The following is a 24,451-nucleotide window of genomic DNA, read 5'->3' as shown; positions in this document are numbered from 1 at the left end:
CACGCCGCCAGCGTTCGTCCTGAGCCAGGATCAAACTCTCCAATAAAGTGTTGAGTTTGACGACTAGCGTCAAGCCAAATTTTGGCTAATTTTTATTACTTAATTGACGGGATATTTAATATCGCTTCATCATTATAATGAAGGAATTTATATCCCACTTCGCTTGGCTTTTTGTTTAGTTTTCAAAGGTCAATGTAAGGTGTTGTTTTGCAGCAACTTTTATATTATATCAATATATAAAGTTAATGTCAACAACCTTTTTGTTTATCTTGTTGTCACTTGTTTTGGCGACAAGAATTAATATAACATTTCTAAATAAATGTGTCAACAAAATTCAAAAAATGATTTATTTGTTTTTTTGTGACGGAAGATTAATATATCATGGTTAAATATTCAGGTCAACATGTTTTATAAGAACTTCATTTAATATTACTTCCTTTCCAAAAGCAATTTTTCTTTTATTGCTATTAATTGAATATCGTGTAGAGCATATTCCACTTAACGAATTAATTTAAACATATTTTCTATTCCTGCTAGCTATTCATTATATTAAATTGTTTGTCTCACTTTGTTTTTACATAACACTATTTAATACAATAGATAATATTCGGAGACGTGTTATGATTGGAACCCGTTTAAAAGGATTAAAAAGATGGATTATTTTAATTCTTCTTATATCACCAATCCTACTTAGTTTTTCATTACCCGAATTAGTATACGTAGACATTTTTTAATACACGAACGCAATCCAGGACAAGCATTCGTAATTCAAGTAACGGATAGGACAGCAGATACCAACCCTTTATATAATTCGTGGTTATATCATTAAATTAAGAGTAATTAACAGAATCTTATTTCACAAACAAGTTTTGTTCACAAAAAAGTCGGGGACCAGGTCCCCGACTTTGTCCCCGACTTAGGTCCCCGACTTTTCCTGACTTTTGAGTCTAATAGATTGGTACGTAGTTGATTAGTTCGGATTCTTTTGTTTTTGCTCCATCTTCTTGTTCTCTGATTCTATATTCGATCTGTATCACATGGTTATGAGCAAAATAGGTATATTCCACTTCTGGCTCATCCTCAAAAACCACAATCACATAGAATCGAGGTAATTTAAAATTCCACACCGCGTCGATAGATCTTATATCTTCATTATCATATTCCATTTCATTCATTAGATAGGAGGAAACTCGATTTTCATATATTAATTTATTGACAGGAATATATAGAAATACCGCTAAAATTAAACTTAGAATTATCACCCAAATCCCAATAATAATTCCTTTTTTAACTCCAGTCATTTTTCTCATTTCCTCACTCTCCTCTATATAATACACATTACAAAAAATAGTTTCCCATTAGATTAGAAAGGACTCTTTGGATTTACAGACGAAACAATTCTAATCCAAAATCGCAAAAAAATCATTCCACTTCGATAACAAAAGCATAGTAGGAATCACCTAATCCGTATCCTGTTTCCTCCGATGTCCAAACTGCGATGAAATCATAATAATAAATTCCTGGAAACGCTGGAACCTTCAACATTCCATCCCTCACATCAAACTCAACACTATCCCACTCTTTTTTTCCCTCCTGCATAAAAGACATGGAAATGGACGAAGGAAGAGGTTCATAATCCACAAATTCAATCGTAAGTTCTGCACCAAGTGGAACAATAAACGGAGTTACACCCTCTAGAATTTCTGGAGGACCGGCATAATCCACACACCCATTAGTCCAACAGTAGGAAGCTCGCGTCACTGGGATAGGGTCTTCTTCAAAAGAAACGGACGGGATTGGGGGCTGATCCCCTTCTATTTCTGATGCAGTATGTTCTGAGCACCCTAAAATGATCAGTGTCATTCCGACCAATATTATAGCTAAAAAAGATTCCTTCATCTTCCGTTCCCAACCCCCTTTTAAATGTAGACTTTATATTCCATCAGGAAGTTTCGGTACTTTTGAAATTTTTCTAGATTCGAATATTCATTTGTCTTCTCATCAACAATGAGAAAACTTTTATTCCATCTCCACCTGTTTACTAGTATCCGTCATGCTCAACATGTAGTTAAAAAAGACATTATCTAACTCAAATCCGTTTTTTTCATAAAGTCGTTGCGCGTCTCTATTCGTCGGTTCTGTCTGTAGAGAAATGGAAGAGGCATTTGTTTCTTTCGCTAATTTGACCGCACAGTCTAACAATTGTTGTCCTATTCCCTTTCCTCGGGCGTTCTCCTGAACATACAAATCGTTTAAGATCCAAGACCTCTTCATCGCGATGGAAGAAAATGATGGATATAGTTGGACGAACCCAAGGTAAGCTTCATCCACTGCAACAAAAATAACGGAATCATCTTTATGGAACCGTTCTGAAATAAACTGCCTCGCCCGCTCCAAATCTGACGGTTGATCATAAAACTTACGATATAAGTTAAACAGAACAGCTACTCCATCCAGATCCTTGTTTGTCGCTTTGTATATTTTCATTGATTACAATCACCTCCAAGTGATCCTCTCCACCTAATTGCGATACCACTGAAAAGTATAAACAACTTTTTCAGTGCCCTCCTTATTTGCACGATGGAGCACCCCTTCTCTAAATATCGTACAAAATTATTCATCAGTCTCTAGTTGACAACTATACGGTCTTTATTTCATTCAAATCTTCGTGAATGCTTAGCCTCAGCTCATTAAAACTATAATTCTTTATAATAAAGAATAGTAGCTTCCAGTTCACCGTCCGCAGACTTTGCGTAATATGGTAGTCTTCCAGCTCGGATAAAGCCAAAGGATTGATACAGTCTATTGGAATGATCCCCTTCACGGGTATCCAAAATCAATAATGATCGGTCATTTTGTTTCGCAAGTTCCACTGCTTTTTTCAAAAGAGAACGGGCAATTCCTTTTCGGCGATATTTAGGGTGAGTAATTAATTTTGCAATTTCAGCCCTATGTATTCCATTAGGCTTCTGTTCTAAATGTAACTGAATCGTACCTGCGATTTGTCCATTTACATTTGCTACTAATAATATTACTCCAGGTTTCAGTACATTCCTCCAGTAAGATGATGCTTCCTCATGTTCCATTGGAGGCAAGAAATTTATGGATGCCCCGTCGTCCACCACTGTTACTAACAAATCCGCCAACTCTCCCAGATGCTCACTAATTTCCGTTATTTGATGAATCATAACCTCTGTATTGTCATCTTTCTTCTTCACACCTAATGTTGGTGATTTTTCGTGCGTTAAAACCTGGACACGCTTTATGTAATTAGTCATGTTACAATCATCTTCGGCCGGATAAGAATAGGATAGGGAATTTGCTACTTGTTTTCCTAAAGTACGAAACAATTCACAACTCACACTTATTGATTTCCAAACATTGTCGTATTCTCCGTCAGAGTATGTTTGTTTATACATCTCCCAATAATGCTCCGGTAAGTATTTTTTGAAGTATTTCCCCATCTTTCCAGTGGAAAGTCGGAAATCATGGTGCATACCAATCCACCAGGAAACCATTTTGTCCAATGAGACTCTTGTGGTGTCCTCATACATCCTTTTTGCATAAGGGAGTTCATCTCGCCAGATCCCTTTCGTCACATTTTGGAGACACCACCAAAATTCATTACAGCACGCAAAATAAACCTCTGCCGAAGGTTTTTGGACATGATAGTCGGAGTCGGTAGGTGGCGGTATTTTCGGAAGACAATTATCTTTGTCCAGTAAGGGAACTGTTAACTTGTCATTGAGATACGTTTTGATCATGAATTCCTTCGTTTGAATATGAAGATCTATCCGATTTCCATCCTTAAACAACATTAAGTATCCGTAATTGCGGTCGAAATCCACATCTTTCCCTATACTCCTGTCCATTTTGTCCGGCTCTTGTTTCATGAGTAATTCTCCGAAATGGGATATCCAATCCACATCTTTAATGAATGATGCCGTTTCCGTAACGACATAGACAATGTCATAGTCTTGAAAAATATCTTTTGAAACAGTTGAATTGGTTCTCGATCCATTCATATAGACAGCACGGATCCGATCATCCCTCTCCGCTACTCCTAGTATTAACTGAAACATTTCTTTTTCTGATCGCATCTTATTCATATTTCGTCCTTTCTTCATCTGTAACAGACGAAGGATTCTCTGGAAAACAATTTTTCTCAGGAGATGTGTTGCTCTTTGATTAAACAAACGTTTGAATAATTAACGTAAAAAAATATGCTTTCGTTAGGAAAACTTGACTCTATCCTAAACGAACCCGTTCCAAACCTTTTAATGTTTTATCCCAAATACTCCGTTGGTAGTTCTGTTTCAACTACCTGCCCGCTCCTTTCATCCAAGGAAAGGTGATAGGCTTTTGCATCTTGTCGGGAACTTATAATCTTTGATATCTCATTATTAATATAATGGAGTGCTACGCCATCATCCGCCGCATATCCTGGTTTGATCTTTTGTGCACTAATCAATTGATGATAAGTAGGTCTTCTATCTATTTCACCATCATAATGAGGGCAATTGCTCCCCTTTAAAAAGCCGAGGCAATTCAGTGGCGCTAAACCATTTCCGAAAGAATCTGTAACCCCTTCTTCGAACCAGCAGATTGATCCGGCACTGATCCCCGCTAGGAGAATACCTTGCTCCCACGCCTTTCTCATGATCTGATCAAATCCCCATTCCTTCCAAAGGACTAATAGGTTTTTCGTATTCCCTCCACCAACATAAATGATATCTTTTTCCAACAAGTAATTTTCTAGATCCCTAGTCGGTGGTCGAAATAAGGAAAGATGGGATGGTTCACATTCCTTTCCTTCAAAAAAGGAATAGAACTTGCCAATGTATTCATCCGAATCGCCACTCGCCGTTGGTACAAAGCATATTTTGGGTTTCTGTTTGTCAGATTGTTTTAGTACATAATTGTCCAGTAGTGGATTATCCGGTTCCATCGAGAAACCTCCGCCGCCCATTGCAATAATCTGTCTTTTCATGAATTGTCACCCTCTTTATTATTTTTGAAAAATCGAGTATCAAATAAGATAAAAGTTGGCTACTATACTGACATTAGTGAAGTAGCCTGTTCAAAACTGACTAGTATGTAACAAAACTTGTTTTCATTTTAGCATAATTATCCATTGTTACTTCTTGTATGAGGAAATATTTTATGTAATGGTTTTTGACATGTATCTCTGTGATTACAATACGCTCCTTTTAATTATAGAACCATTCAAGTTTCTCTTACTATTACTCTTTCCTTCGACCACAGTACCAGTAAAGTTCTATCACGAAAAAACTGAAAACCCTCAATGGTCTCCAGTTCAGTTCGCTAGTACTAGATCTAAGATTTAATACTATTCCTATCTCATCTCCTCTTCTTCCCGATCCCAACCATTCCGTACATAGTCTATTAACTTGATCTCATTTCCTTGAAACGTATTTACTGAAAATTCCAGAATGTCGTTGCCTAAATTCTCTTCTCCCCTATGTGTAGTAACTCTGAATTTCACATGAAAGTTCACCTCTTCCACCGAATCAGAATCTACAGGTTCCACCATGATATCCCGAAAATCTAAGGAAAACCCCATTGGCGCCCGATCTCCCAACCCATATTCATCTCTTATGGCGTCGGCTATGTTTTCGCTAAACATATCATGAATCATGATTAATATTCCGCTGTCATTTACCCATTGCCCCTTTTGTTCCAATTCCACCTGTAATTCCATTTTTGTCTTTTCGCTGTGCCACACATAGATAAAAAAGCAAATGACTATAATTCCAATAAGAATGTATTTTCTTCTAGTTTGCATCTCGCTTATCCCTCCCCTTTAAACAGGTATGTCCAAATACAGAAGGATATGCCATGCTTTATTAACATTCCTATACGCACTACCTGCCTGAAACACTTAAAAAACAGTTAACTCTCCTTCATAAATAGGGACGCATACTATCTTCTGATATGTATGCAACGTAAGAAAAGCGCAAGCGCTTATGAACACGAGCGTAGGGGAGTGCAGGAATGACAACCTGAAGTCCGATCTTTGACTTCGGTTGTCACTTCCGAAGTGCCCCGCAGCGATTAAGAAGGAACTGAAAAAGTTTAAAACCACTTTTTCAGTTCCCATGCGAGTAGGCGATGGAGCTAGACAAGCCCGAAGGTGTAAAAACTTATACTTTCCTTTCAAAAAAGGGTACCGCCAATGGACAATAGTCCTTTGACAGTACCCTAACGTTGATTCCAACACATTATTTTATTGATCCCATCCCGATCGGTCCATTTCCGTATCGGCATATATTAAATCATACACTCGGTACCATGTTTCTTTATCGAGCACATCACGGAATTCAAGTCCTTCCCCGACAATAGCGAACCCGAACATAGCCCCCACTACTAAACTACCAGCAAAAAGACACAGGACAAAAATTACTTTTATCCATACTGGAATGAGACGAATTCGTCCCTTGAATTTCTTCCGTTTTGCCATTCGTCCCTCGTCCGTTTCATCTGTTTCTTCTAATTCGTCCGTTTCATCTTCCAGTTCCACTTCCCGTTGCAATCGCCGTTGTCTACGTGATTTTGATTCACTCATGGTGTCACTTTCCCCTTCTGTAAGTTCTTCCTTTTCAGGAGCAACAGCAGTGGCGCGAGATTCAGATTCGGATTGATCAGCTTGTCCAACTCCAATTACATACGATTCCTTCGCATCGGATTCATACGATGTCTTTTCAGAATCTGGCTGAATAGAACTGTCATGCTGTTCTGTTTCATCAGATTGAAGCCCTTTATCTGGTTCTGTTGCGCCTGGTTCTGACCCACCAGGTTCTTTTGTGGGACGGTCCTGGGATGTTAATTCGGAATTTCCATCTATTTTATTGTCCATTCGGTTATGTTCCAATTCATTCTTGTTATCTTTACTCATCATAAACCCCTCGCAAATAACGGCCTACTCCGTAATTGTAGCCTTACCTGATATTATTGACAAGTCCCATCATCTGATCTGTAATGGAAATAGCTCGGGCATTAAACTGATAATTCCGCTGAGCCAAAAGCATTTCCGTCATTTCCTGCCCCATATCCACGTTAGACATTTCCAGTGCCCCTTGGCGGAAAACGGCAGTGCCTGCTGTTTCGTTCAGGACATCATCCATACCAAGCCCTAATTCCCCTAAATCAGGAAACCCAAAGTTGTTCTCCCCTAAAGCATTTAAAAGTTGTGGTTTTGTTATTTGCAGGACTTGCATTTGGGATACAGTTTGTGATTCTCCATCCAATCCGGTAACTACGATACTTCCGTCTTCCGTGATAGTAATGTCCCGATATTGTGCGGGAAGGGTGATTGGCGTGCCGGCAGAGGATAAAACATAGTCCCCTTTATGATTCACCAGGTGATTCTCCCCTGGCACTTCTGGATTTGGACTGAGGTAAAACGCCCCATCCCTTGTGAATCGTCTTGTTCCATCTTCTGCAGGAGAAATTTCAAAGAAATAATCCTTCTCCGTCAATGCTACATCGAGGGTTCTACCCGTTGTTTGCAGTGCTCCCTGATCTAACCGCAATGCCGTTTGTGCCAAGGCTGCTCCGGAACCGACGCGAATTCCGTAAGGTGTGGATCTGCCCACTTCCTGAGACAGCACTTGCTGATTGTTTACTTGTTGAAAAAGGAGGTCCTGAAAGGAAACATCACGGCGTTTATATCCGGTTGTATTCATATTCGCTAGATTATTACTTGTTACATCTAGTTTGTGTTGTAACTGGCCCATTGTTGTGGCAGAGGTAATCATTGCTTGGTTCATCCAAATCACCTTCTTTCTTCCATGCGTCTTTGTTTACTAACCTTGCAGGAGAGTCTGATGGGACGCTCGTTGCCGTATCTAGAACGCTTTTTCAAGACAAAATCCTTTTATTCTATTATTTTATATTAGAACTTAAACCAGTATACGATTAAGTGGAATGGGAAAACTATGGTCCATAAATACATCATCGTATCATTATTTAAAACTTTATTTTTCCCAAAAAGGGGTTATTCTCTTATCCAATCTTACCAACTTCGTTCACGGTCCGTTCGAGGCTACGGTCATATGCCTGGAGGACACGTTGGTTGGCTTCAAAAGTGCGTAAGGCGGTCATCATTTCAGTCATGGTCTGTGCGGTATCCACATTGGAGCGCTCCAGGAACCCTTGTTGAAGCTGAAATGTCACGTCGCCATTTCCAATTGCGGAGGGCACGTCATTCTCACCGTCATAGCGCAAAAGTCCGTTTCCTTCTTTTACGAGCTGGGCAGGGTCTAAAACCATGGCAACGTTAATTTGTCCGAGGAGTTGTTCATTGTTATCGTAAATCTCGCCATTGGCGTTGATCGCAATGTCTCCATTCCCCACATTTAATCGTTCTCCATTATTCCCTAAGACGTAATTGCCCTGAGAGTTGGTCAAGTAACCCGCACCGTCGATGGTGAAGTTCCCGTTTCGGGTGTAGCGCACTTCCCCGTTATTATTCTCTACGGTGTAAAACAAAGAGGCTTGCTGTCCATCATCACCAATGGGTAGCGCTCCCTGCAGTAAGGCAACATCGGTCGTCTGGAAGGTTTCGTACACATCTCCTTGTCGGAAATTCGGGGTACGCTCCTGCATGTATACACCAGTGGTCAACTCACCCACATGGTTCGAACCAGCTGTACGACGATGGTCTGTGCCCATCGCTTGGATGAGCTGATTTGGAAAGGAACGGAATGATCCTTGATCCGCCTTAAAACCTGGTGTGTTTGCATTAGCCAAGTTATTGGTAAGGAGTTCTTGTCGCCGCTGTTGAGCGATCATTCCTGCTCCCGCAGTGTATAATCCACGAAGCATGTCTTTTTCCTCTCTTTCCTGTTTCAGTTAAGGATACGTTCTAAAATACGATTAAGGATGCTTGTCCCTTTCATGAGATGGATACATTCAACCTCTTTTAATCCGGGTTCATTGAAAAACATGGTCCTCTCATATATATATCGGAAAGTTATTCGGTTATGTAATAGGAGGATTTCTGTATTTTTCTAGGTCTTTTGGCGGGCGCAGAAACTCCCTGCCTTATATATGGAATTAGTATCTCGCTTTAATTCTGGCAACACGGTCTAAGTTTTCCAACATGATGCCCGTTCCATTTGCTACGCAATTCATTGGTTCCTCTGCCGCTAATACCGGTACTTTTAATTCATCAGAAAGGAGTTCTTCTATCCCGTGTAAATAAGCGCCTCCACCTGTGAGGATAATTCCGCGATCAATGATATCTGCAGATAGTTCAGGTGGTGTTTTCTCCAAAACATTTTTGGATGCTTGTACAACGTGATAAATGGATTCTTCCAATGCCTCTCGGACTTCCTCGGAATGAACCGTAATCGTTCTTGGGAGCCCACTCACCATATCACGACCGCGAATATCCATCTCTTCGTTCCGTGCACCTGGAAAAACTGTTCCGACACTCTTTTTAATATCTTCTGCTGTTCTTTCTCCGATTAAGAGCTTGTACTTTTTCTTAATATAGTTGAGGATATCGCTGTCGAAGCGATCACCTGCAACCTTGATCGAAGAGGCGGTGACGATGTCTCCCATAGATAGAACAGCTATGTCTGTCGTCCCACCGCCTATATCAACGACCATGTTTCCACTTGGCTGATAAATATCCATTCCTGCACCTACTGCAGCTACCTTTGGTTCTTCTTCCAGGTAGATGTTTTTTCCGCCACTTTTTTCAGCAGCTTCACGAATGGCTTTTTGCTCCACAGAGGTGATATTTGTCGGACAGCAAATTAAAATGCGTGGTTTTGAGAACATACCTCTCACCTTAATTTTTGCTAAAAAGTGCTTTAGCATTGCTTCTGTTGTATCAAAGTCTGCAATAACCCCGTCCCTTAACGGACGGATCGCAACAATGTTTCCGGGTGTCCGGCCAACCATTCGAAACGCTTCATCTCCAACAGCAAGTACGCGGTTCGTACCTGTGTCGATCGCAACAACGGAAGGCTCATTCAACACGATGCCTTTTCCTCTTACATGTATCAACACATTTGCAGTACCTAAATCAATTCCAATGTCCCTTCCAAACATTCCTTTTTCCTCCCTGATCATTGATCATTTTGGCAAACGTTCCTTGCCTACACCGATTCTTTGTCTATTTGTGTGTCCATTGTATCATTTTATCATAATTTGTAGGAAAAGGTGGGAGGATTATGCAATTTTTTTGAATCTTACGTTTTTACAACTGGAGCCTTTTCCTCTGACGTGGACAATTCTGATTTTTTGTACTTCACTTTCGTTGCTTCTCCCCCGCGCAAGTGTCGGATAGACTTATGATAGTCGAGGATCTCCTTTACTTCGTTTGCTAAGTCTGCGTTGATCTCAGGCAATCGCTCCGTTAGATCTTTATGAACGGTACTTTTGGAAACGCCAAACTCCTTTGCAATTGTTCGAACTGTTTTTCTCGTCTCTACGATGTACCTTCCAATCTTGATTGTTCTCTCCTTGATGTAATCGTGCACATCTCTCGCCTCCCTAGAGTGTTTCTGGAGTTCAAAAAGACGAAGAAAAGCAGTACCACCTAGCGTGTTGGTCTTGATGTCTGAGCTACGTCCCATGCTGAAGCAGGTAGTCTGCCAGTTATCCCCATGCTTTCTGAACGACCTATCATTGTGGTAAGGTTTGTTAAATTTTATTAACATGCCCTTTGATATATGCATAAAATAACGGAACAATGTTTATCCGACGAAAACTGCAAGGAGTGTTATTACGTTCTATTGTGAGGAAAACCCCTTATATAAAAGGAATAATGGTATAAAAAGGACAAAAAAAGTACAGGAACTGTGACCTGTACTTTTTTTGGAATCTTTTAATAAAAGGGCAAGCAGGCCCCTATGTGTCTTCCTCTACTCGTATTCCGAAGAAGCGGATCCGTTTATTGGGCAAAATTGGGCAAACTAGGGGCTAGACAACTTGTACGGAGGTGCAGAAAATTATACGCTTCCCTTTCTTAAAGGCTCATTTGGTAAACTTTGTTGCTTTTTGAGAGATGCTTGGAGAAGTGAAAGGCGGCGACTTCAGCGACGAGCAAATCCCCTTGAATCAGCAACGGGTTTTCTCGACGGACAGGACGTCCTAATATCGGGCATGTCACAGGACGTGAGGTTTTGCCCGATGGACGTGTAAGCTACAGAGCAGTGCTTTTAGAGGAAGAGACAGGAATGCGAGGTGAAGACCCAGCAAACACGGTTTTGTCAGGAGCTCGTGATGGATTTCGGGCAGAAGCTGGAGCAACTTGTTCCCGAACGAGAAGGAGGAGAAGGGTTTGGGTAAGAAGTTGGAGCAACTTGTGACCGTACGGGGAGGACGTGAAGGATTTCGGTCGGAATTTGGAGCAACTTGTGACCGTACGAGAAGGAGGAGAAGGGTTTCGGTAAGAAGTTGGAGCAACTTGTGACCGTACGGAGAGGACGTGAAGGGTTTCGGTCGGAAGTTGGAGCAACTTGTTCCCGAACGAGAAGGAGGAGAAGGGTTTGGGTAAGAAGTTGGAGCAACTTGTGACCGTACGGAGAGGACGTGAAGGGTTTCGGTCGGAAGTTGGCGCAACTTGTGACCGTACGGGGAGGACGTGAAGGGTTTCGGGCAGAAGCTGGAGCAACTTGTGACCGTACGGAGAGGACGTGAAGGGTTTCGGTCGGAAGTTGGCGCAACTTGTTCCCGAACGGAGAGGACGTGATGGATTTCGGGCAGAAGTTGGAGCAACTTGTGACCGTACGAGAAGGAGGAGAAGGGTTTGGGTAAGAAGTTGGAGCAACTTGTTCCCGTACGGAGAGGACGTGAAGGGTTTCGGTCGGAAGTTGGCGCAACTTGTGACCGTACGGGGAGGACGTGAAGGGTTTCGGGCAGAAGCTGGCGCAACTTGTGACCGTACGAGAAGGTCGAGATGGATTTCGGGCAGAAGCTGGAGCAACTTGTGACCGTACGGGATGTTCGAGAAGGGTTTCGGGCGGAAGTTGGCGCAACTTGTTCCCGAACGGAGAGGACGTGATGGATTTCGGGCAGAAGTTGGAGCAACTTGTGACCGTACGAGAAGGTCGAGATGGGTTTCGGGCAGAAGCTGGAGCAACTTGTGACCGAACGGGATGTTCGAGAAGGGTTTCGGTAAGAAGTTGGAGCAAGTTGTACCCGAACGAGGAGCTCGAGAAGGATTTCGGTCAGAAGCTGGCTCAAGTTGTTCCTGAACAGGCAGGCCGTTCCCGCGGCAAAGAAGACATTGCGAAGAATGAGCAGATGTAGCACTTGTACCTTGTGTGAAAGCATCCACCTGGAGCTCATCCAAGCAATAATTTTGCTTTAAAAACAACAATCTATACGAAAAGAGCCTGCAAAAAAAAGGGCTACCCCATTCTAAGTCATTAACATGACTTCGGGACAGCCTCCAATAGTGAATTGACTTGATTTTCAGGTGGATGTGCGTTGCGTATTCATTCGGTTTAATGAATTTTTACGCTTTTTCATTCAAGTATTTTTTCACGAATTGATTCTTTTGTAGTTCTAATTAATCTTTAAGATTCTTCTCTTTCTACATCATCCGGAACATCTTCCGGAACTTCTTCAGCACCACGTGATTCAGCTACTTTATCAGGATCCATTTGTGGAAGAGCTGTCATTGGCTGATCCATGAATTCTGTTGGATTTACAGGGACACCTTCTTTACGGATTTCAAAGTGTAAGTGAATACCAGCTTCCGTATTAAATAGATTTCTTCCTGCTTTTCCAATAACATCACCTTGTGTCACCGTCTGACCAGCTTCTACTTTTACTCCATCAAGAGCTTGATAGATTGTCACAACATCGTTATCATGTTCGATGTGGACTACTTGTCCGAATAGGGCATCTTCTTCTGCTTTAATGACTGTACCGCTCATGGCAGCGACGACATCAAAGCTTTCGCCATCTTCGGATGAGATATCAATCCCTGTGTTTTGGTAGTAATAGTTGTTATACTGAATCAACGAGTTCACTTGATCTTCTGAAGAAGATTCAAAGTCAAAGAATGTTCCAACGACTGTCACTGCATTTTCATCTACAACTGGTAGTTGAAAGACTTCATTTGCGGCAGTGACTGGTACAGCATCTTCACCGTCTTGATCCAAAGGCTGATCTAGATCCCCAGAATATTCTATATCAAACTCTGAGTCTCTTTCGTCAGATACCTCGTCACCAAGTCCAGCGATCCAAATAAATGTCGTCAATACAACTGCAGCTAAACCTAGATACAATGCAGGTGCTGCCCAACGTTTCCTCATTAGGCGTTTCAATTTTTCCTGCACTGGCTCCTTTTTAGGAGCGAATTTTTCATCATGATTGCTCATTTGATCATCACCTCAGCAATCATTTTGATCATATTGTGAAAACTTTATACATTTTTTTGAAAATTTTTATTCTTTCTTTTTCAAACTGGGATTGCTAGATACTTTCCTAGTCTTTTTCCACTTCCATATCACGGACTTAAAATCCCCTGTTTTTGTTGCTACACCAGGGTTTTTAAACAATATCCAGTTCTATTTTCAGAAAAAAAGATAGCTGTTTTGCTGGTATCCAATTCACCTTGTAAACTTTCAACATATCCATCAAGCAGCTTTGCAAGACTTTCAGGCACAAGTTTTGAACATGTTTCTGTCATCATAGTTTCCATATCATTTGAAAGACTGTTTATCTACGAAACGGTTTAACATCTATGGAAAAGTATAATTTAGAAGTATTACTTTCAAATGCTTATTGTAAATACTATCTTTTTATCCATTAGGAAAGTAAAATGAAACTACATTTTTCTAAGAATAGTATTCAGGAAGATTCCACCGTATTTTTCCAAACAAACCAATCGTCAGTATAAAGAAAAGAGGTCATCACATTGACACAGAAAAATCGGAACCATTTAATTCCATATAATCAGGAGTTTAAGGAGTTTAAAAACTACTATGAGTTAGGGTTAGTAGTTCATAAGATTCAGGAGAAACTAAAGCAGGAAACAGGATTAACGTTTCAATTATATTCGGATGAGGCCACTTCCAATGAAATTTGGGAAATTCTCGGGGAAGATCTAGAACAAAAAAAAGAAAGTGTTCAATTGATCACCCATTTATTTGACTGTATTGAAACGAATATCATTTCCTCCACCCATACAGATAAAGAACAAGAGTTCATCATTAAACCACGAATTCCCAATTCCGTTTTCTATTATCCGGAATATAAGGTTGCTCTGTTTCAAGTTATTTTGTACCACAATCACGGGGAACTTCATCACGCATATGTTTTGGGCTACGACGATGATTGCATGACTAAATTCCTGCAATATGTACTGAAACGCAGGCGGGAATACATCCGTAATCACATCACAGTATTTACGGACACTCAACATGGGGTGGAAAGTACGAAGGAGAAAATTACCACTTTAGTCACAAGGGAAGATGTTTTCCTGGAGGAATCGATTAAAAAACAAATTTATCGATCTATCGATGAATTTTTTCTGAAGAGCGGCGAATTCTTTCACAAGTATAATATCCCGTACAAGCGGGGGATTCTTCTTTACGGAAAACCGGGGAACGGGAAGACAACACTGGTGAAATCCATTGCCAACAGTATCACCTCCCCTGTTGCCTATTGGCAGATTACAGAGTATACGTCTAGCTATTCGATTCAGGAAGTGTTTGGCACCATCGCAAAGATGACGCCTATGGTTCTCGTCATTGAAGACATAGACAGCATGCCGGAAGATGTCCGGTCGGTATTCTTAAATATGCTGGACGGGGCCACTTCCAAGGAAGGGATTTTCTTGATCGGCACAACTAATTATCCGGAAAAAATTGACCCTGCCCTGATCAATCGTGCCGGACGTTTCGACCGGGCCTATGAAATCAAGATCCCAACCGAGGAAATGCGATATAAGTACTTACTCAAGAAAAAAATAGATGATATCATTTCCACTTCAGAATTGGCAGACTTGGCAGCAAGGACAGAAGAATTTTCCTACGCTCAACTGAACGAGATATACAATGCCATCGCCCTTCAGTGGCACTACGATGGCGAGGTGGATTTGGAACAGCTATGTAACGAGTTACACCTCGACAATAAAAAGAGTAAGAAGCAAAGTTGGAATTCCAACGGGGACACTTCCCCAGTGGGATTTAATTTCTAAGGGCTGAGTTGGGGAGCTAAGGGGAGACGGGGACTTTGTTGCGGATGGAAGGTGGAGGGTGGTAGGTTCCGTTTGGACATTTCACCCCCATACTCTTCTTCAATTGTCCGAACTCCACTCAGATTCTAGAAATTCAGCACGATTCGATTCATCTTCACTTACCTTGATTCCTTCGCCACCATCGCACTCATCACCTGATTCACTTCCGAAATCTCCACACCTTGATAATAATGATGAATGATTTCCTCAAACGAATGCCCTTCCTGCGCCATCCCATGAGCACCGTATTGACTCATGCCAACCCCGTGGCCCCAGCCGCGCGTCTCAATATGGATTGTATCCCCGCGCCGCTCCCACGTGAAATCTGCTGAATTCAAACCTAGAAGTTCCTCCCGAATTTCCCGTCCAGTAAACTCCTTATCACCAAAAACAACCTTCTCCACTCGACCTCCAGTAGTACGACCAACAATTTGGCCAATCCCATGTTCCGCTACACTTATACCTAATTTTTCCTCAAACTCACCTACAGACATCTCTTTATGCCCTAAATAACGGGGACTCTCCAAATCCCACGGGCTCTCCACACTGCGTAAATATGGATACTCATTCGACCAATACTCCTCCGAATTCTCCGTTAACCCATTACTAGTGGAATAATATAACGCGTCGATCGGGTAACCATCATACGTGATTACCATCCCCTCCGTCGCATACACCGCTTCCCGGATCCGGGCGATCTTCCAATCATACTCAGATCCCCACTGCTCCCGAAGCTCCTCGTCATTCGAGAACACCTGATGCAAATCCGTGTCCGTCACATCTGCCCCAAGTGGTAGATTCTCCTCCACACCCATTAACTGAATGATGTACGTTCTCGCCGTGAGCGCCTGCGCCTTCAATGCCTCCAACTCAAATTCCGCCGGCATCTCCTTCGCCACCACACCAACGATATAATCCTCAAACGGGATGTGCTCCACAACAGACCTTTCCGAACGGAACACCGCCACCGTTTCCGCAGCATCCTCTGCCCCTTCAATCCAAACCTCTTCAACCTCTTCCTCCGACACCACCGGACCCTCTTCAGTATATGTGGATTGGCTCGCCGAATCCCCATCCGAGAATCCCACAACCAAAATAGATGGAACTACTAAAACTAACCCAATAAGTAATAAACAAACGATCATTAACTGCTTCATTTGACCAAATCTCCTCTCGTCCCTAACTTATACTTCATATCTATGAAACCCTAGCAATAGTTAGAACAAATTCACGAGAAAATATACTAGATTTTTTAAAAGATTTCTTTGGAAAAAGGGAGTTGCTCTATTCCAATCCCATGTAAAACCCTTGGGGCTCACTCCCTTCGAATCCTGTTGTGACAAGCCTTCATCACGGTTCCCCCCTCCGATAAAATAGTTAGCGGGCCCCCTCAACCAGTATCTAGCAACTCTCCAAACCCCGTCCATCTCTCAATGCTAGTTTCCCAACTACGGTATACTAGAAAAAAACACTATAAAAAAAATTATTCCTACGTGCAACATTTCTATTCGCACCCCGTTGTAATTAGTAAAAGGAAGGACAATAACATTCATTCTATTACACGAAACACTAAATGGTGACAAGGATGCAATTATCAAAAGGAGAGGGGCGGATTCATGAATAAAGAAAGATAAGATTAGACAACAAGTGAATGACTGGTACCACGACTACAGCAATGATATTTATCAATATATCTTTTTTATGATCAGAGACCATGATTTGGCCAAGGATTTTATGCAGGATACTTTTCTAAAGGCCTATAATAGCCACCATCTTTTTCAAGGAGAGAATGCCCGTGGATGGCTATTCCGAATTGCAAGAAATGTAACGATCGACTACATCCGTCGCAAAAAGCCTATCACCTATTTTTTCGACATGAGCCCCTATTCTCCGTTAAATGAAGCATCTGCAGAGCACTCTGCCTCTTTGAACGAAACGGAAAAGGAGCTATACGATGCTATCGGTAAATTAAAGGAAGCGTACCGTGATGTCATTTTATTACGGAAGATTGAAGGATTCTCCATCGTGGAAACAGCCGAGATACTGGACTGGAAGGAAGAAAAGGTTCGCGTTACCTTATCCCGAGCCATGAAAGCCTTGAAAAAGCAATTGGAAAAGGAGGGCTACCAACATGAAGCAATTTGACGATCACGATTCATTCGAGCAAGGTTTTGAAGGAATCAAAAAGAAAGTTATCCCCACCGAAAAGGAAAAGTACGACATTTTTCATCAATTAAACACAGAGATGGAGAAACGAGCAAATCTTGATCAAGCCGAAATGAGCGGAATGTCCGCTGAATCCCATACAGAGAAAACTCCAGTTCGTTACTATGTATCCCTTGGCGTAGCGGCTGCTATTATCTTCCTTTTGTTTCTTCCAACATGGCTGCCCGGTTTTGGTGACGATGGAACGGCAGATGATAACAACCCGTCCGTTCCCACTCAAGAGGAGGATCGTGACGATACCGAGCCTGCAGATGAGGAAATCGAAGGGACAGAACCGGTCGAGGAGGAAGAATCTAGTCCAGAGACGATGGAGGAAAACCTGTTTTTGGATGACGTGACAGATATGGATGCTGTTTCTCACGTAATTCTTTCCTATTCAGGAGCCGGGACCAATGATATCAATCATTATCATGTGCATCTTGAAAATCCTGCATTATCAGACGTACTTCAAGAAACGAAACAGCTCAGAGTAGAAAAAGCAGCTGATATGGAAATCTACCAGTATTACAATCGAGAAAATTACCAACTTCAGGTATTCCATGACAGTTATGGAAATACAACAACAGAGTTTTATTTTTTCGACAATAAAGAAATTTACATCCGGGTTTTACGTGACTTTCAAGAAGTGGATTATCGGGTAACAACAGATAACACCCATAACTATTTTAAAAGAGTCTGGTCCATTAAGCTCGAGGAGGAGGAAAGGAAATCGGCATTTGACGGTGACGTTGCTGCCAGTTGTGGATATGTCGATACCACATCCACCACCTATAGATTTGGATTTAACCTAGCGGAAGGTCAACCTTCCCACCCCATCCTTTGTATTAATCCTGTTCTAGAAGGGGAGTCGGAAATATTTGCGGGGTCCACTTTCACTGGATTAAGGGAGAGAAGCGGTTTTTATTATCACGAATCAAGTGCAGACAATATTGAGCAAGGATTGACTATCATGGTGGAAGAAAACGACATGCCGCTCCATTCAGGTACACGAGAAGATGTCTTGAAGAAAACAGATTCCTATTCCATTTACAAAGAAGACACAGGCGCAGTTTACGATGACGGGTACAGAGATATTGTCTATGTGGCCGATGGGGTCTTAAACGATAAATATCATTTTCATATTATATTTTTTGACAGAGAAGATCGTTATACTGAAAAGGAAATTATCTCCATCATCGAAAATCAGCTGATACATGATATAATGAATAGCAGGAACTAAATTACTTCACATAAAACGGGGCGGGATTAAGACTTAAGTAGTTCACTTTCGATGGAGAAAATCTTAAAGTACAAGTTAAAGAGGGTGTCCCATAAGTGATAACTTATGGTGACACCCTCTTCTTTATTTAATAGGTACACTGCTCAGTGTTTATTCGAAAACACTACAAGCGGACGCTTTCACCATTGGCACAAGTGCGACATCTGCTCATTCATCGGAGCGTCTTCTTTGCCGGGGGCACGGCCTCAGCCTCCTCAACGCAAAGAGCAGCGTCTGCGGGGGCTTCCGCTCGTGAAGAGACTTACTCAATATTCTAATTCATTGAAACCTTTTTTCCGCTCACTCGTCTTAGCAGTACTAAAAGGTATATGGATTATAAACAATTTTCGCTGTCCATGGAATGGAGGTCGGAGCTTGGAACTCCTGAAAACAAAAAAATCGATCGTTTTTCATGAAAAATATATTACTTTTTTTACATTGAAATTAACAGAGAGAAGATTATCTGGTGACGAGGTGGTCGAAGTACCTCCTGCCGATAAGGAACGTCATTCCTTTTCCAAAGACCAATGGTTAGAAGAGATGATGGATGCTTATGGGGAACGTCTCACAAAACTCGCCTTTAACTACGTCAAAGAGTGGAGTTTAGCGCAGGATGTTGTGCAGGATGTGTTTGTGCGCTGCTATACGAAGTACGACTCCATCGGTGAAATTCAATCGGTGAAAGCTTGGTTATTTCGGTTGACGATTAATCAGTGTAAAGATGTCATTAAAAGTGCAAGTTTTAAAAGAAACATACTCGGGGGTAGTTTGTTCCATAAAACGGAAGGTAAGGACACTTCTCCTGAGATCACTGCCATTAAACGGAACGAAGATGAGGTTTTGTCACAATGCGTTTTAAATCTTCCCATTAAATACAGAGAAGTTATCCTCTTATTTTATTATGAGGAGTTGTCCCTTGAGGAAATTTGCCAGTTGTTGACGTTGAATACGAATACGGTTAAAACGAGGCTTCGACGTGGCCGAAAGAAGTTAAAAACGGCGTTGGAGAGGAGTGGGATCGATGGAAGATAAACTAATAAGACTACGGCAAGCAATGGATTCAACCACTCATCAAGGAGAGCATTTTACAAAAAAACAGCGGTTAGAGATCCGAAGACGTATTCAACGTGGTGACTTCCCTTCAAACCATAGAAGTGGGTTCCAGCCTTTGAGACATCTAATCATGTATGGATTCGGATTAATAGCGGTTGCCATATTCCTTATTTTAATCCTTGCAGAATGGGAAAATCCTAGTATTGGCCCCGCATCTATTGACATATCGCACGAATTGAACATGGTCTTGATTGCAGAATCCCGCTCGGAAGATAACAGTACGTTTCGTAATGATATTCATGCCAACAGAATTGGTGTTGTGGTAATCAATGACCCTCAGTGGAACATTTTTTTGGAAAACGCCTTATCATTTAATGACTCGCAGATGGTTTATGGAGGGCCTAATGCTCCATCTGATTTTGATATGGTTATTCAACAGGGGAACGATCTCGAAGAGCTTAAACTAAAGGTCTGGATACAAGATGACAATAGTACTGCCCATATCTATTATGCCCCCTTTACTCCAAAAGGAGGAATTTATTTGATGGAAGAAGAGTATGCTCAACATTTCAAGACTGTCTTGAAGAAGATTGAAGAAGATTATGGTGACCTTTTGGAAAACTAATATCATTGGAGAACCAACCTGTCCGCGATCATACACCGTGAATGAACGCGGACACTTTAGTGGTGGCATGATCTTCCTAAGTTGAATACGCCCCATTCCCAAAACCCCATGCTTTTCCTTGTTGCATTGATATAAAAGACATTCCCAAGTCGTTTTCTCCATTCCACCATCCTCTTATTAAATTCTCCTTAAAAATATTTCATTCTTGTTAAAACTACATATTTTTGTTAAGCAGCACATATTTTGTACGGAATTGGATAAAGTATTTATCTGAGATGAAGTATCAGTTTTTCCAAAAAGGCATTATTAACTTTTTTAACCATTCGACCTAACTAAAACCGTAACATCTTTTAAAACAGCCTTCATGGTACCGTGATGGACTTACTAAAGATTTTATACCATATTATTGCTTAACTAATCTGAATGGGCGCAAAATAGCTCTGAGAGCTTCTTTGATGATCAAATTCAATATCAATATCACTATCAATAGTCACTATCAATAGTCACATTAAGTTTTTCCAAAAAAACGTGTTTAACGTGTTTAATGTTTCGTTGGCTGAAATGATGACAAGAAAAAATAAAACGTGCTACACAACCATCAGATGGTGTACAGCACGTTAGTGTTAAAGTTATTTAATTATCCATTGCCCAATTGTTGTTTAGAGAGACGAAGAACTTTATTTGCTTAACCTGGCACGATACTGTACCATAATGTCGACGTATAAACTCATCACAATTGTAGCTTGTTACGCAAAATTGGGGTCCATTTTTAACGGCGCTGGTGCTTCCAAGTTTTCAAGTTCATCTTCATCGATTTCGAAAACACGCTCGATTTCAGCACCGAGAGCTTTTAATTTTCCAGCAAAATCAACATAACCGCGGTCGATGTGCTTTAACTCCGTAACTCGAGTGTAGCCATCCGCCACAAGACCTGCTAATACGAGGGCAGCTCCTGCACGGAGATCCGTGGAAGCAACTTCTGCTCCTTGAAGATCATTCGGTCCCGTTACAATGGCAGCACGACCTTCGATTTTAATGTTACCGTTCATGCGTCGGAATTCTTCCACATGCATGAAGCGATTTTCAAAAACCGTTTCGGTAATTACACCTGTTCCTTCAGAACATAATAACAAAGTCATCATTTGTGCTTGCATATCTGTAGGGAATCCAGGGTGTGGCATTGTTTTAATGTCTACAGCTTTTAGCTTCTCCGGTCCAATTACTCTTAGACCAGTGCTTTCTTCACTAATGATGACGCCCATTTCATTCATTTTAGCGATGAGTGGACGAAGATGTTCTGGAAGAACGTTTTCGATTAACACATTCCCACCTGAAATAGCAGCGGCAACCATGAATGTTCCAGCTTCAATTCGATCTGGAATGATCGTGTGGTCAGCACCAACTAATTCATCAACACCTTGAATACGGATCGTACCCGTTCCAGCACCACGAACCTTTGCACCCATTGCATTTAAATAGTTCGCAAGGCATACAATCTCAGGTTCTTCTGCTGCGTTTTCAATAATTGTTGTTCCCTTCGCCATCGTTGCTGCCATCATAATATTTTCTGTGGCACCAACACTTGGGAAATCAAGATAAATTTTGTTACCTACAAGCTGATCTTCAACTTTAGCTTCAATAAATCCATTACCGATTTCAACGGTTGCTCCCATTGCTTCAAAACCCTTTAAATGTTGATCAATAGGTCTTGAACCAATAGCGCAGCCACCAGGTAATGCAATGCGTGCGTGGCCTACACGGGCCAATAAAGGACCCATCACTAAGAAAGACGCTCTCATCTTTCGAACATATTCGAAAGGTGCCTCTTTTCCTAATGGTCCTTCCGCATTAACTGTTATTTTTCCATCTTCGTAGTTCACATCGGCATTTAAGTTTTTTAACACTTCATTGATTGTGTATACATCAGCAAGCGCTGGAACATCATAAATGTTGCTCTTGCCTTTGCTGGCCAAAATGGATGCAGCGATGACCGGCAAAACGGCATTCTTCGCTCCTTCGACTCGGACAGTGCCGTTTAAGCTCCTGCCACCGCGGACAATAATTTTTTCCAACGTATTCCCCTCCGCGTCCAGTTTTCTATATTATTAATATTCAGTAGTTATTAGTGGTGTTCCAATTGTGACGGTTGTTTCTCCGCCCAATCCATTTTCAATTTCTCTTAATGCTATTTGTAAATTCATTTGTTGACCGTTAGTAACTATACCGTTCTCCCAATGAGGCGTCCTTGCAGACAATGAGACAAACGTCTCTTCCTGTAGTTGTTCTACAACATCTGCGGAAAATGATTCCACTATTTTTTGCCCCATCCGTTGAACAGTTAATGCATCATAACCTGTAACTGTTCCTTCGATTCGTAAAAAAATATCAGATGTTTCAAAATGGCTTAAAATGGATCCGTTAAACAGTGAAGACAACGGGGTATCCCAGTTAGATACGGGTTGAAATGATGCCTCAAAAATAGTATATACTTCGAATTGATCTTTTGAAGAGACCATCGGTTGAATAAAGAAGGTGATCTTCTCAGAATAAGACGTCGTATCATCTGAAAAAGTTCCATACCATTTTTCCTGCATTCCTGTTTCATGAAATTCCCAGTTCATTCGATTCTCTGACATGTTCCATTGTTTCAAGTAATTAGTCACTTCATCATATGATGAAAAATCTTCTTGGTGCGCCCTAGCATAAATATGTGCCTGCTTGGATTTTAAATCTAACCAACTAAGTTTTTCATCCATGATCATTAATGTTTGTTGCGGTGATTGCTCCGAATGGTCAGCAGAACCGATCGTACTTTCCTCAAATCCAAACATCCATACAATAATCAAAAACGTTACTGCAATTCCTGCGGCAATGTTTTGCCAATTTTTCCCCATGTAAATCCTCTCCCTGTCACCCGTTCCAAAGAACGATTCTCCTTACTAGCATTGTTGACTTTTAAGGAGTAAGACATACATGGAAGTATCCGCTAAAACCTGACAAGACGTGCACTTTTCCCTCTCGAAAAATTATACATAATGTCGAATATGAATCCTAAAACAAGTGCCTAAGCATCATCGACCAGTTCAAATAATTTAATAAAAATCCACTAACTAGATGTGTCAATCCAAGAGTTACAAGAATAACCAATACCTTCGCTTTAATATCGTCTGGATCTTTCACAAACAATTCAAACTTAAAGGACTGAATCGCCCACCAGACAAACACGAGCACCGTCAAATTCACAAGAATATATAATAACGCCTGCTGTCCCAACGATTCTGGCATAAAACTCTCCTCCTGAAACGCACTTCCAATTACCGTTTCCTACCCTTTGAACATGTCCATCCACCCGTGTGTTCCTTGGACAAAAACATCAGAACTCACTGCAGATACACGGTCACAATGTTAATAATAACGAATTTCTTTGTAAAATGCTATGCTTATTTTTTCAAAATTGACAAGCATTTTGCACTTTCGGGAAAAATGTAGAAAAAAATTCCATTCTGTCGATTGATTTGAACCATATCGACCTTAATATTTAAATAAATAGCCTATACCGGAAATTATAAACCAGTATCTTTCATTACTCGCCAACCTTTTTTTGGAAAAATAAAGTTTCCTTTTTGCTGACACTGACTAGCCCCTTAGCCCATTATCTTTATCCGCAACAATTTAAGTTCCATTCAAGTGGTTAACTGTCATTTTAAAAGTCAATACTTTCATACAACAAGTGCATAAAACTTGTTGGGCTAGTATAAAAGGCCCCCTTCCAATGCAGTACTAAATCGTACGTTGAAGGGAGCCTTTTTTTGACCGTCAATTATTATTTAGCAGGAAGTAAATATAATCTAAAATATTTAACTATATTTCATCACTATTCATCAGGCATGGAATTATTCACTTTCAAAAGTATTTCTTAATAAAAGGCTCTTTTCGTATAGATTGTTGTTTTTAATAAAGGCTTAGTTATCGTTCAATGTTGATTTTTGCGAAATTCACTCCCTTTCCGCGGGCGGTTCGGGAGCCTCCTCGGTGTTTCACACCTTGCGGGGTCTCCCCT

Annotated in this window: 23 protein-coding genes; 7 read left to right on the top strand and 16 right to left on the bottom strand. The window is 41.1% G+C overall.

The window, feature by feature from the left end; translation table 11 throughout:
• Positions 1-947: 947 nt before the first annotated feature.
• From KS419_RS02450 to spoIIID, 11 genes are all read right to left on the bottom strand, one after another.
• Positions 948-1,310 carry a DUF3139 domain-containing protein gene (locus KS419_RS02450; RefSeq protein WP_217064493.1) on the bottom strand — a complete coding sequence of 121 codons (363 nt, stop codon included), beginning with the start codon at positions 1,308-1,310 and terminating at the stop codon, positions 948-950.
• Positions 1,311-1,422: 112 nt separating this feature from the next.
• A complete protein-coding gene (locus tag KS419_RS02445) occupies positions 1,423-1,899 on the bottom strand; it encodes a hypothetical protein (RefSeq protein WP_217064492.1) in 477 nt (158 codons plus the stop codon).
• 120 nt (positions 1,900-2,019) lie between these two features.
• A complete protein-coding gene (locus KS419_RS02440; RefSeq protein WP_217064491.1) occupies positions 2,020-2,487 on the bottom strand; it encodes a GNAT family N-acetyltransferase in 468 nt (155 codons plus the stop codon).
• A gap of 209 nt (positions 2,488-2,696) precedes the next feature.
• Positions 2,697-4,109 carry a GNAT family N-acetyltransferase gene (locus KS419_RS25435; RefSeq protein WP_217064490.1) on the bottom strand — a complete coding sequence of 471 codons (1,413 nt, stop codon included), beginning with the start codon at positions 4,107-4,109 and terminating at the stop codon, positions 2,697-2,699.
• Between the two features lie 176 nt (positions 4,110-4,285).
• Positions 4,286-4,990, bottom strand: coding sequence for a Type 1 glutamine amidotransferase-like domain-containing protein (locus tag KS419_RS02430; RefSeq protein WP_217064489.1), 705 nt, complete (start codon positions 4,988-4,990; stop codon positions 4,286-4,288).
• A 366-nt stretch (positions 4,991-5,356) separates the two neighbouring features.
• Positions 5,357-5,806, bottom strand: a complete 450-nt coding sequence (locus KS419_RS02425) for a DUF3888 domain-containing protein (protein ID WP_217064488.1) — start codon at positions 5,804-5,806, stop codon at positions 5,357-5,359.
• A gap of 441 nt (positions 5,807-6,247) precedes the next feature.
• Complete coding sequence (locus KS419_RS02420) at positions 6,248-6,916, bottom strand: DNA-directed RNA polymerase subunit beta (RefSeq protein WP_217064487.1); 669 nt, start codon at positions 6,914-6,916, stop codon at positions 6,248-6,250.
• A gap of 43 nt (positions 6,917-6,959) precedes the next feature.
• Positions 6,960-7,790 (bottom strand): flagellar hook-basal body protein, encoded by an 831-nt coding sequence (locus KS419_RS02415; protein ID WP_217064486.1) that lies wholly within the window; start codon positions 7,788-7,790, stop codon positions 6,960-6,962.
• A 235-nt stretch (positions 7,791-8,025) separates the two neighbouring features.
• A complete protein-coding gene (locus KS419_RS02410; protein ID WP_217064485.1) occupies positions 8,026-8,847 on the bottom strand; it encodes a flagellar hook-basal body protein in 822 nt (273 codons plus the stop codon).
• Positions 8,848-9,078: 231 nt separating this feature from the next.
• Positions 9,079-10,083: a rod shape-determining protein gene (gene mreB / locus KS419_RS02405; protein WP_217064484.1), complete on the bottom strand. Its 1,005-nt coding sequence runs from the start codon at positions 10,081-10,083 to the stop codon at positions 9,079-9,081.
• Positions 10,084-10,223: 140 nt separating this feature from the next.
• Positions 10,224-10,514 (bottom strand): sporulation transcriptional regulator SpoIIID, encoded by a 291-nt coding sequence (gene spoIIID, locus KS419_RS02400; RefSeq protein WP_217064483.1) that lies wholly within the window; start codon positions 10,512-10,514, stop codon positions 10,224-10,226.
• A gap of 803 nt (positions 10,515-11,317) precedes the next feature.
• Here spoIIID and KS419_RS25125 point away from each other — a divergent pair.
• Positions 11,318-11,449, top strand: a complete 132-nt coding sequence (locus tag KS419_RS25125) for a hypothetical protein (protein ID WP_281419760.1) — start codon at positions 11,318-11,320, stop codon at positions 11,447-11,449.
• Positions 11,450-11,913: 464 nt separating this feature from the next.
• The gene (locus KS419_RS02395) at positions 11,914-12,288 is read left to right on the top strand and encodes a hypothetical protein (protein WP_217064482.1); all 375 of its coding nucleotides are present in this window, start codon (positions 11,914-11,916) and stop codon (positions 12,286-12,288) included.
• Between the two features lie 269 nt (positions 12,289-12,557).
• On the opposite strand, the gene spoIIQ is transcribed toward KS419_RS02395, so the two are convergent.
• Positions 12,558-13,367: a stage II sporulation protein SpoIIQ gene (spoIIQ, locus tag KS419_RS02390; protein ID WP_217064481.1), complete on the bottom strand. Its 810-nt coding sequence runs from the start codon at positions 13,365-13,367 to the stop codon at positions 12,558-12,560.
• A gap of 539 nt (positions 13,368-13,906) precedes the next feature.
• Here spoIIQ and KS419_RS02385 point away from each other — a divergent pair.
• Positions 13,907-15,190, top strand: coding sequence for an AAA family ATPase (locus tag KS419_RS02385; RefSeq protein WP_246593616.1), 1,284 nt, complete (start codon positions 13,907-13,909; stop codon positions 15,188-15,190).
• A 158-nt stretch (positions 15,191-15,348) separates the two neighbouring features.
• Here the strand turns inward: KS419_RS02385 and spoIID are convergent, their stop codons facing one another.
• Entirely contained in the window at positions 15,349-16,386 is a 1,038-nt protein-coding gene (gene spoIID, locus KS419_RS02380; RefSeq protein WP_217064480.1) for a stage II sporulation protein D, read from the bottom strand.
• Positions 16,387-16,876: 490 nt separating this feature from the next.
• Between spoIID and KS419_RS02375 the strand changes: the two genes are divergently transcribed.
• The 4 genes from KS419_RS02375 to KS419_RS02360 all read left to right on the top strand — a co-directional run bounded on the left by KS419_RS02375 (position 16,877) and on the right by KS419_RS02360 (position 20,391).
• Complete coding sequence (locus KS419_RS02375) at positions 16,877-17,374, top strand: RNA polymerase sigma factor (protein WP_343215017.1); 498 nt, start codon at positions 16,877-16,879, stop codon at positions 17,372-17,374.
• Positions 17,361-18,674, top strand: coding sequence for a hypothetical protein (locus KS419_RS02370; RefSeq protein ID WP_217064479.1), 1,314 nt, complete (start codon positions 17,361-17,363; stop codon positions 18,672-18,674). Before KS419_RS02375 ends, KS419_RS02370 begins: the two co-directional genes overlap by 14 nt.
• Positions 18,675-19,088: 414 nt before the next feature.
• Complete coding sequence (locus tag KS419_RS02365; protein ID WP_246593615.1) at positions 19,089-19,745, top strand: sigma-70 family RNA polymerase sigma factor; 657 nt, start codon at positions 19,089-19,091, stop codon at positions 19,743-19,745.
• On the top strand, positions 19,735-20,391 hold the full coding sequence (locus KS419_RS02360; RefSeq protein WP_217064478.1) for a hypothetical protein: 657 nt from the start codon (positions 19,735-19,737) through the stop codon (positions 20,389-20,391). The genes KS419_RS02365 and KS419_RS02360 overlap by 11 nt, the downstream gene beginning before the upstream one ends.
• Positions 20,392-21,137: 746 nt before the next feature.
• Here KS419_RS02360 and murA read toward each other — a convergent pair.
• The 3 genes from murA to KS419_RS02345 all read right to left on the bottom strand — a co-directional run bounded on the left by murA (position 21,138) and on the right by KS419_RS02345 (position 23,676).
• On the bottom strand, positions 21,138-22,463 hold the full coding sequence (gene murA / locus KS419_RS02355; protein WP_217064477.1) for a UDP-N-acetylglucosamine 1-carboxyvinyltransferase: 1,326 nt from the start codon (positions 22,461-22,463) through the stop codon (positions 21,138-21,140).
• A 33-nt stretch (positions 22,464-22,496) separates the two neighbouring features.
• Complete coding sequence (locus KS419_RS02350) at positions 22,497-23,285, bottom strand: YwmB family TATA-box binding protein (protein WP_217064476.1); 789 nt, start codon at positions 23,283-23,285, stop codon at positions 22,497-22,499.
• A 157-nt stretch (positions 23,286-23,442) separates the two neighbouring features.
• A complete protein-coding gene (locus tag KS419_RS02345; RefSeq protein WP_217064475.1) occupies positions 23,443-23,676 on the bottom strand; it encodes a DUF1146 domain-containing protein in 234 nt (77 codons plus the stop codon).
• Positions 23,677-24,451 lie beyond the last annotated feature (775 nt).

The sequence above is a fragment of the Evansella tamaricis genome, from assembly GCF_019042215.1.
GTDB lineage: Bacteria > Bacillota > Bacilli > Bacillales > Salisediminibacteriaceae > Evansella > Evansella tamaricis.
The sequence above is the reverse complement of the archived record's forward strand: the minus strand, read 5'-3'. Positions and strand labels throughout refer to the sequence as shown.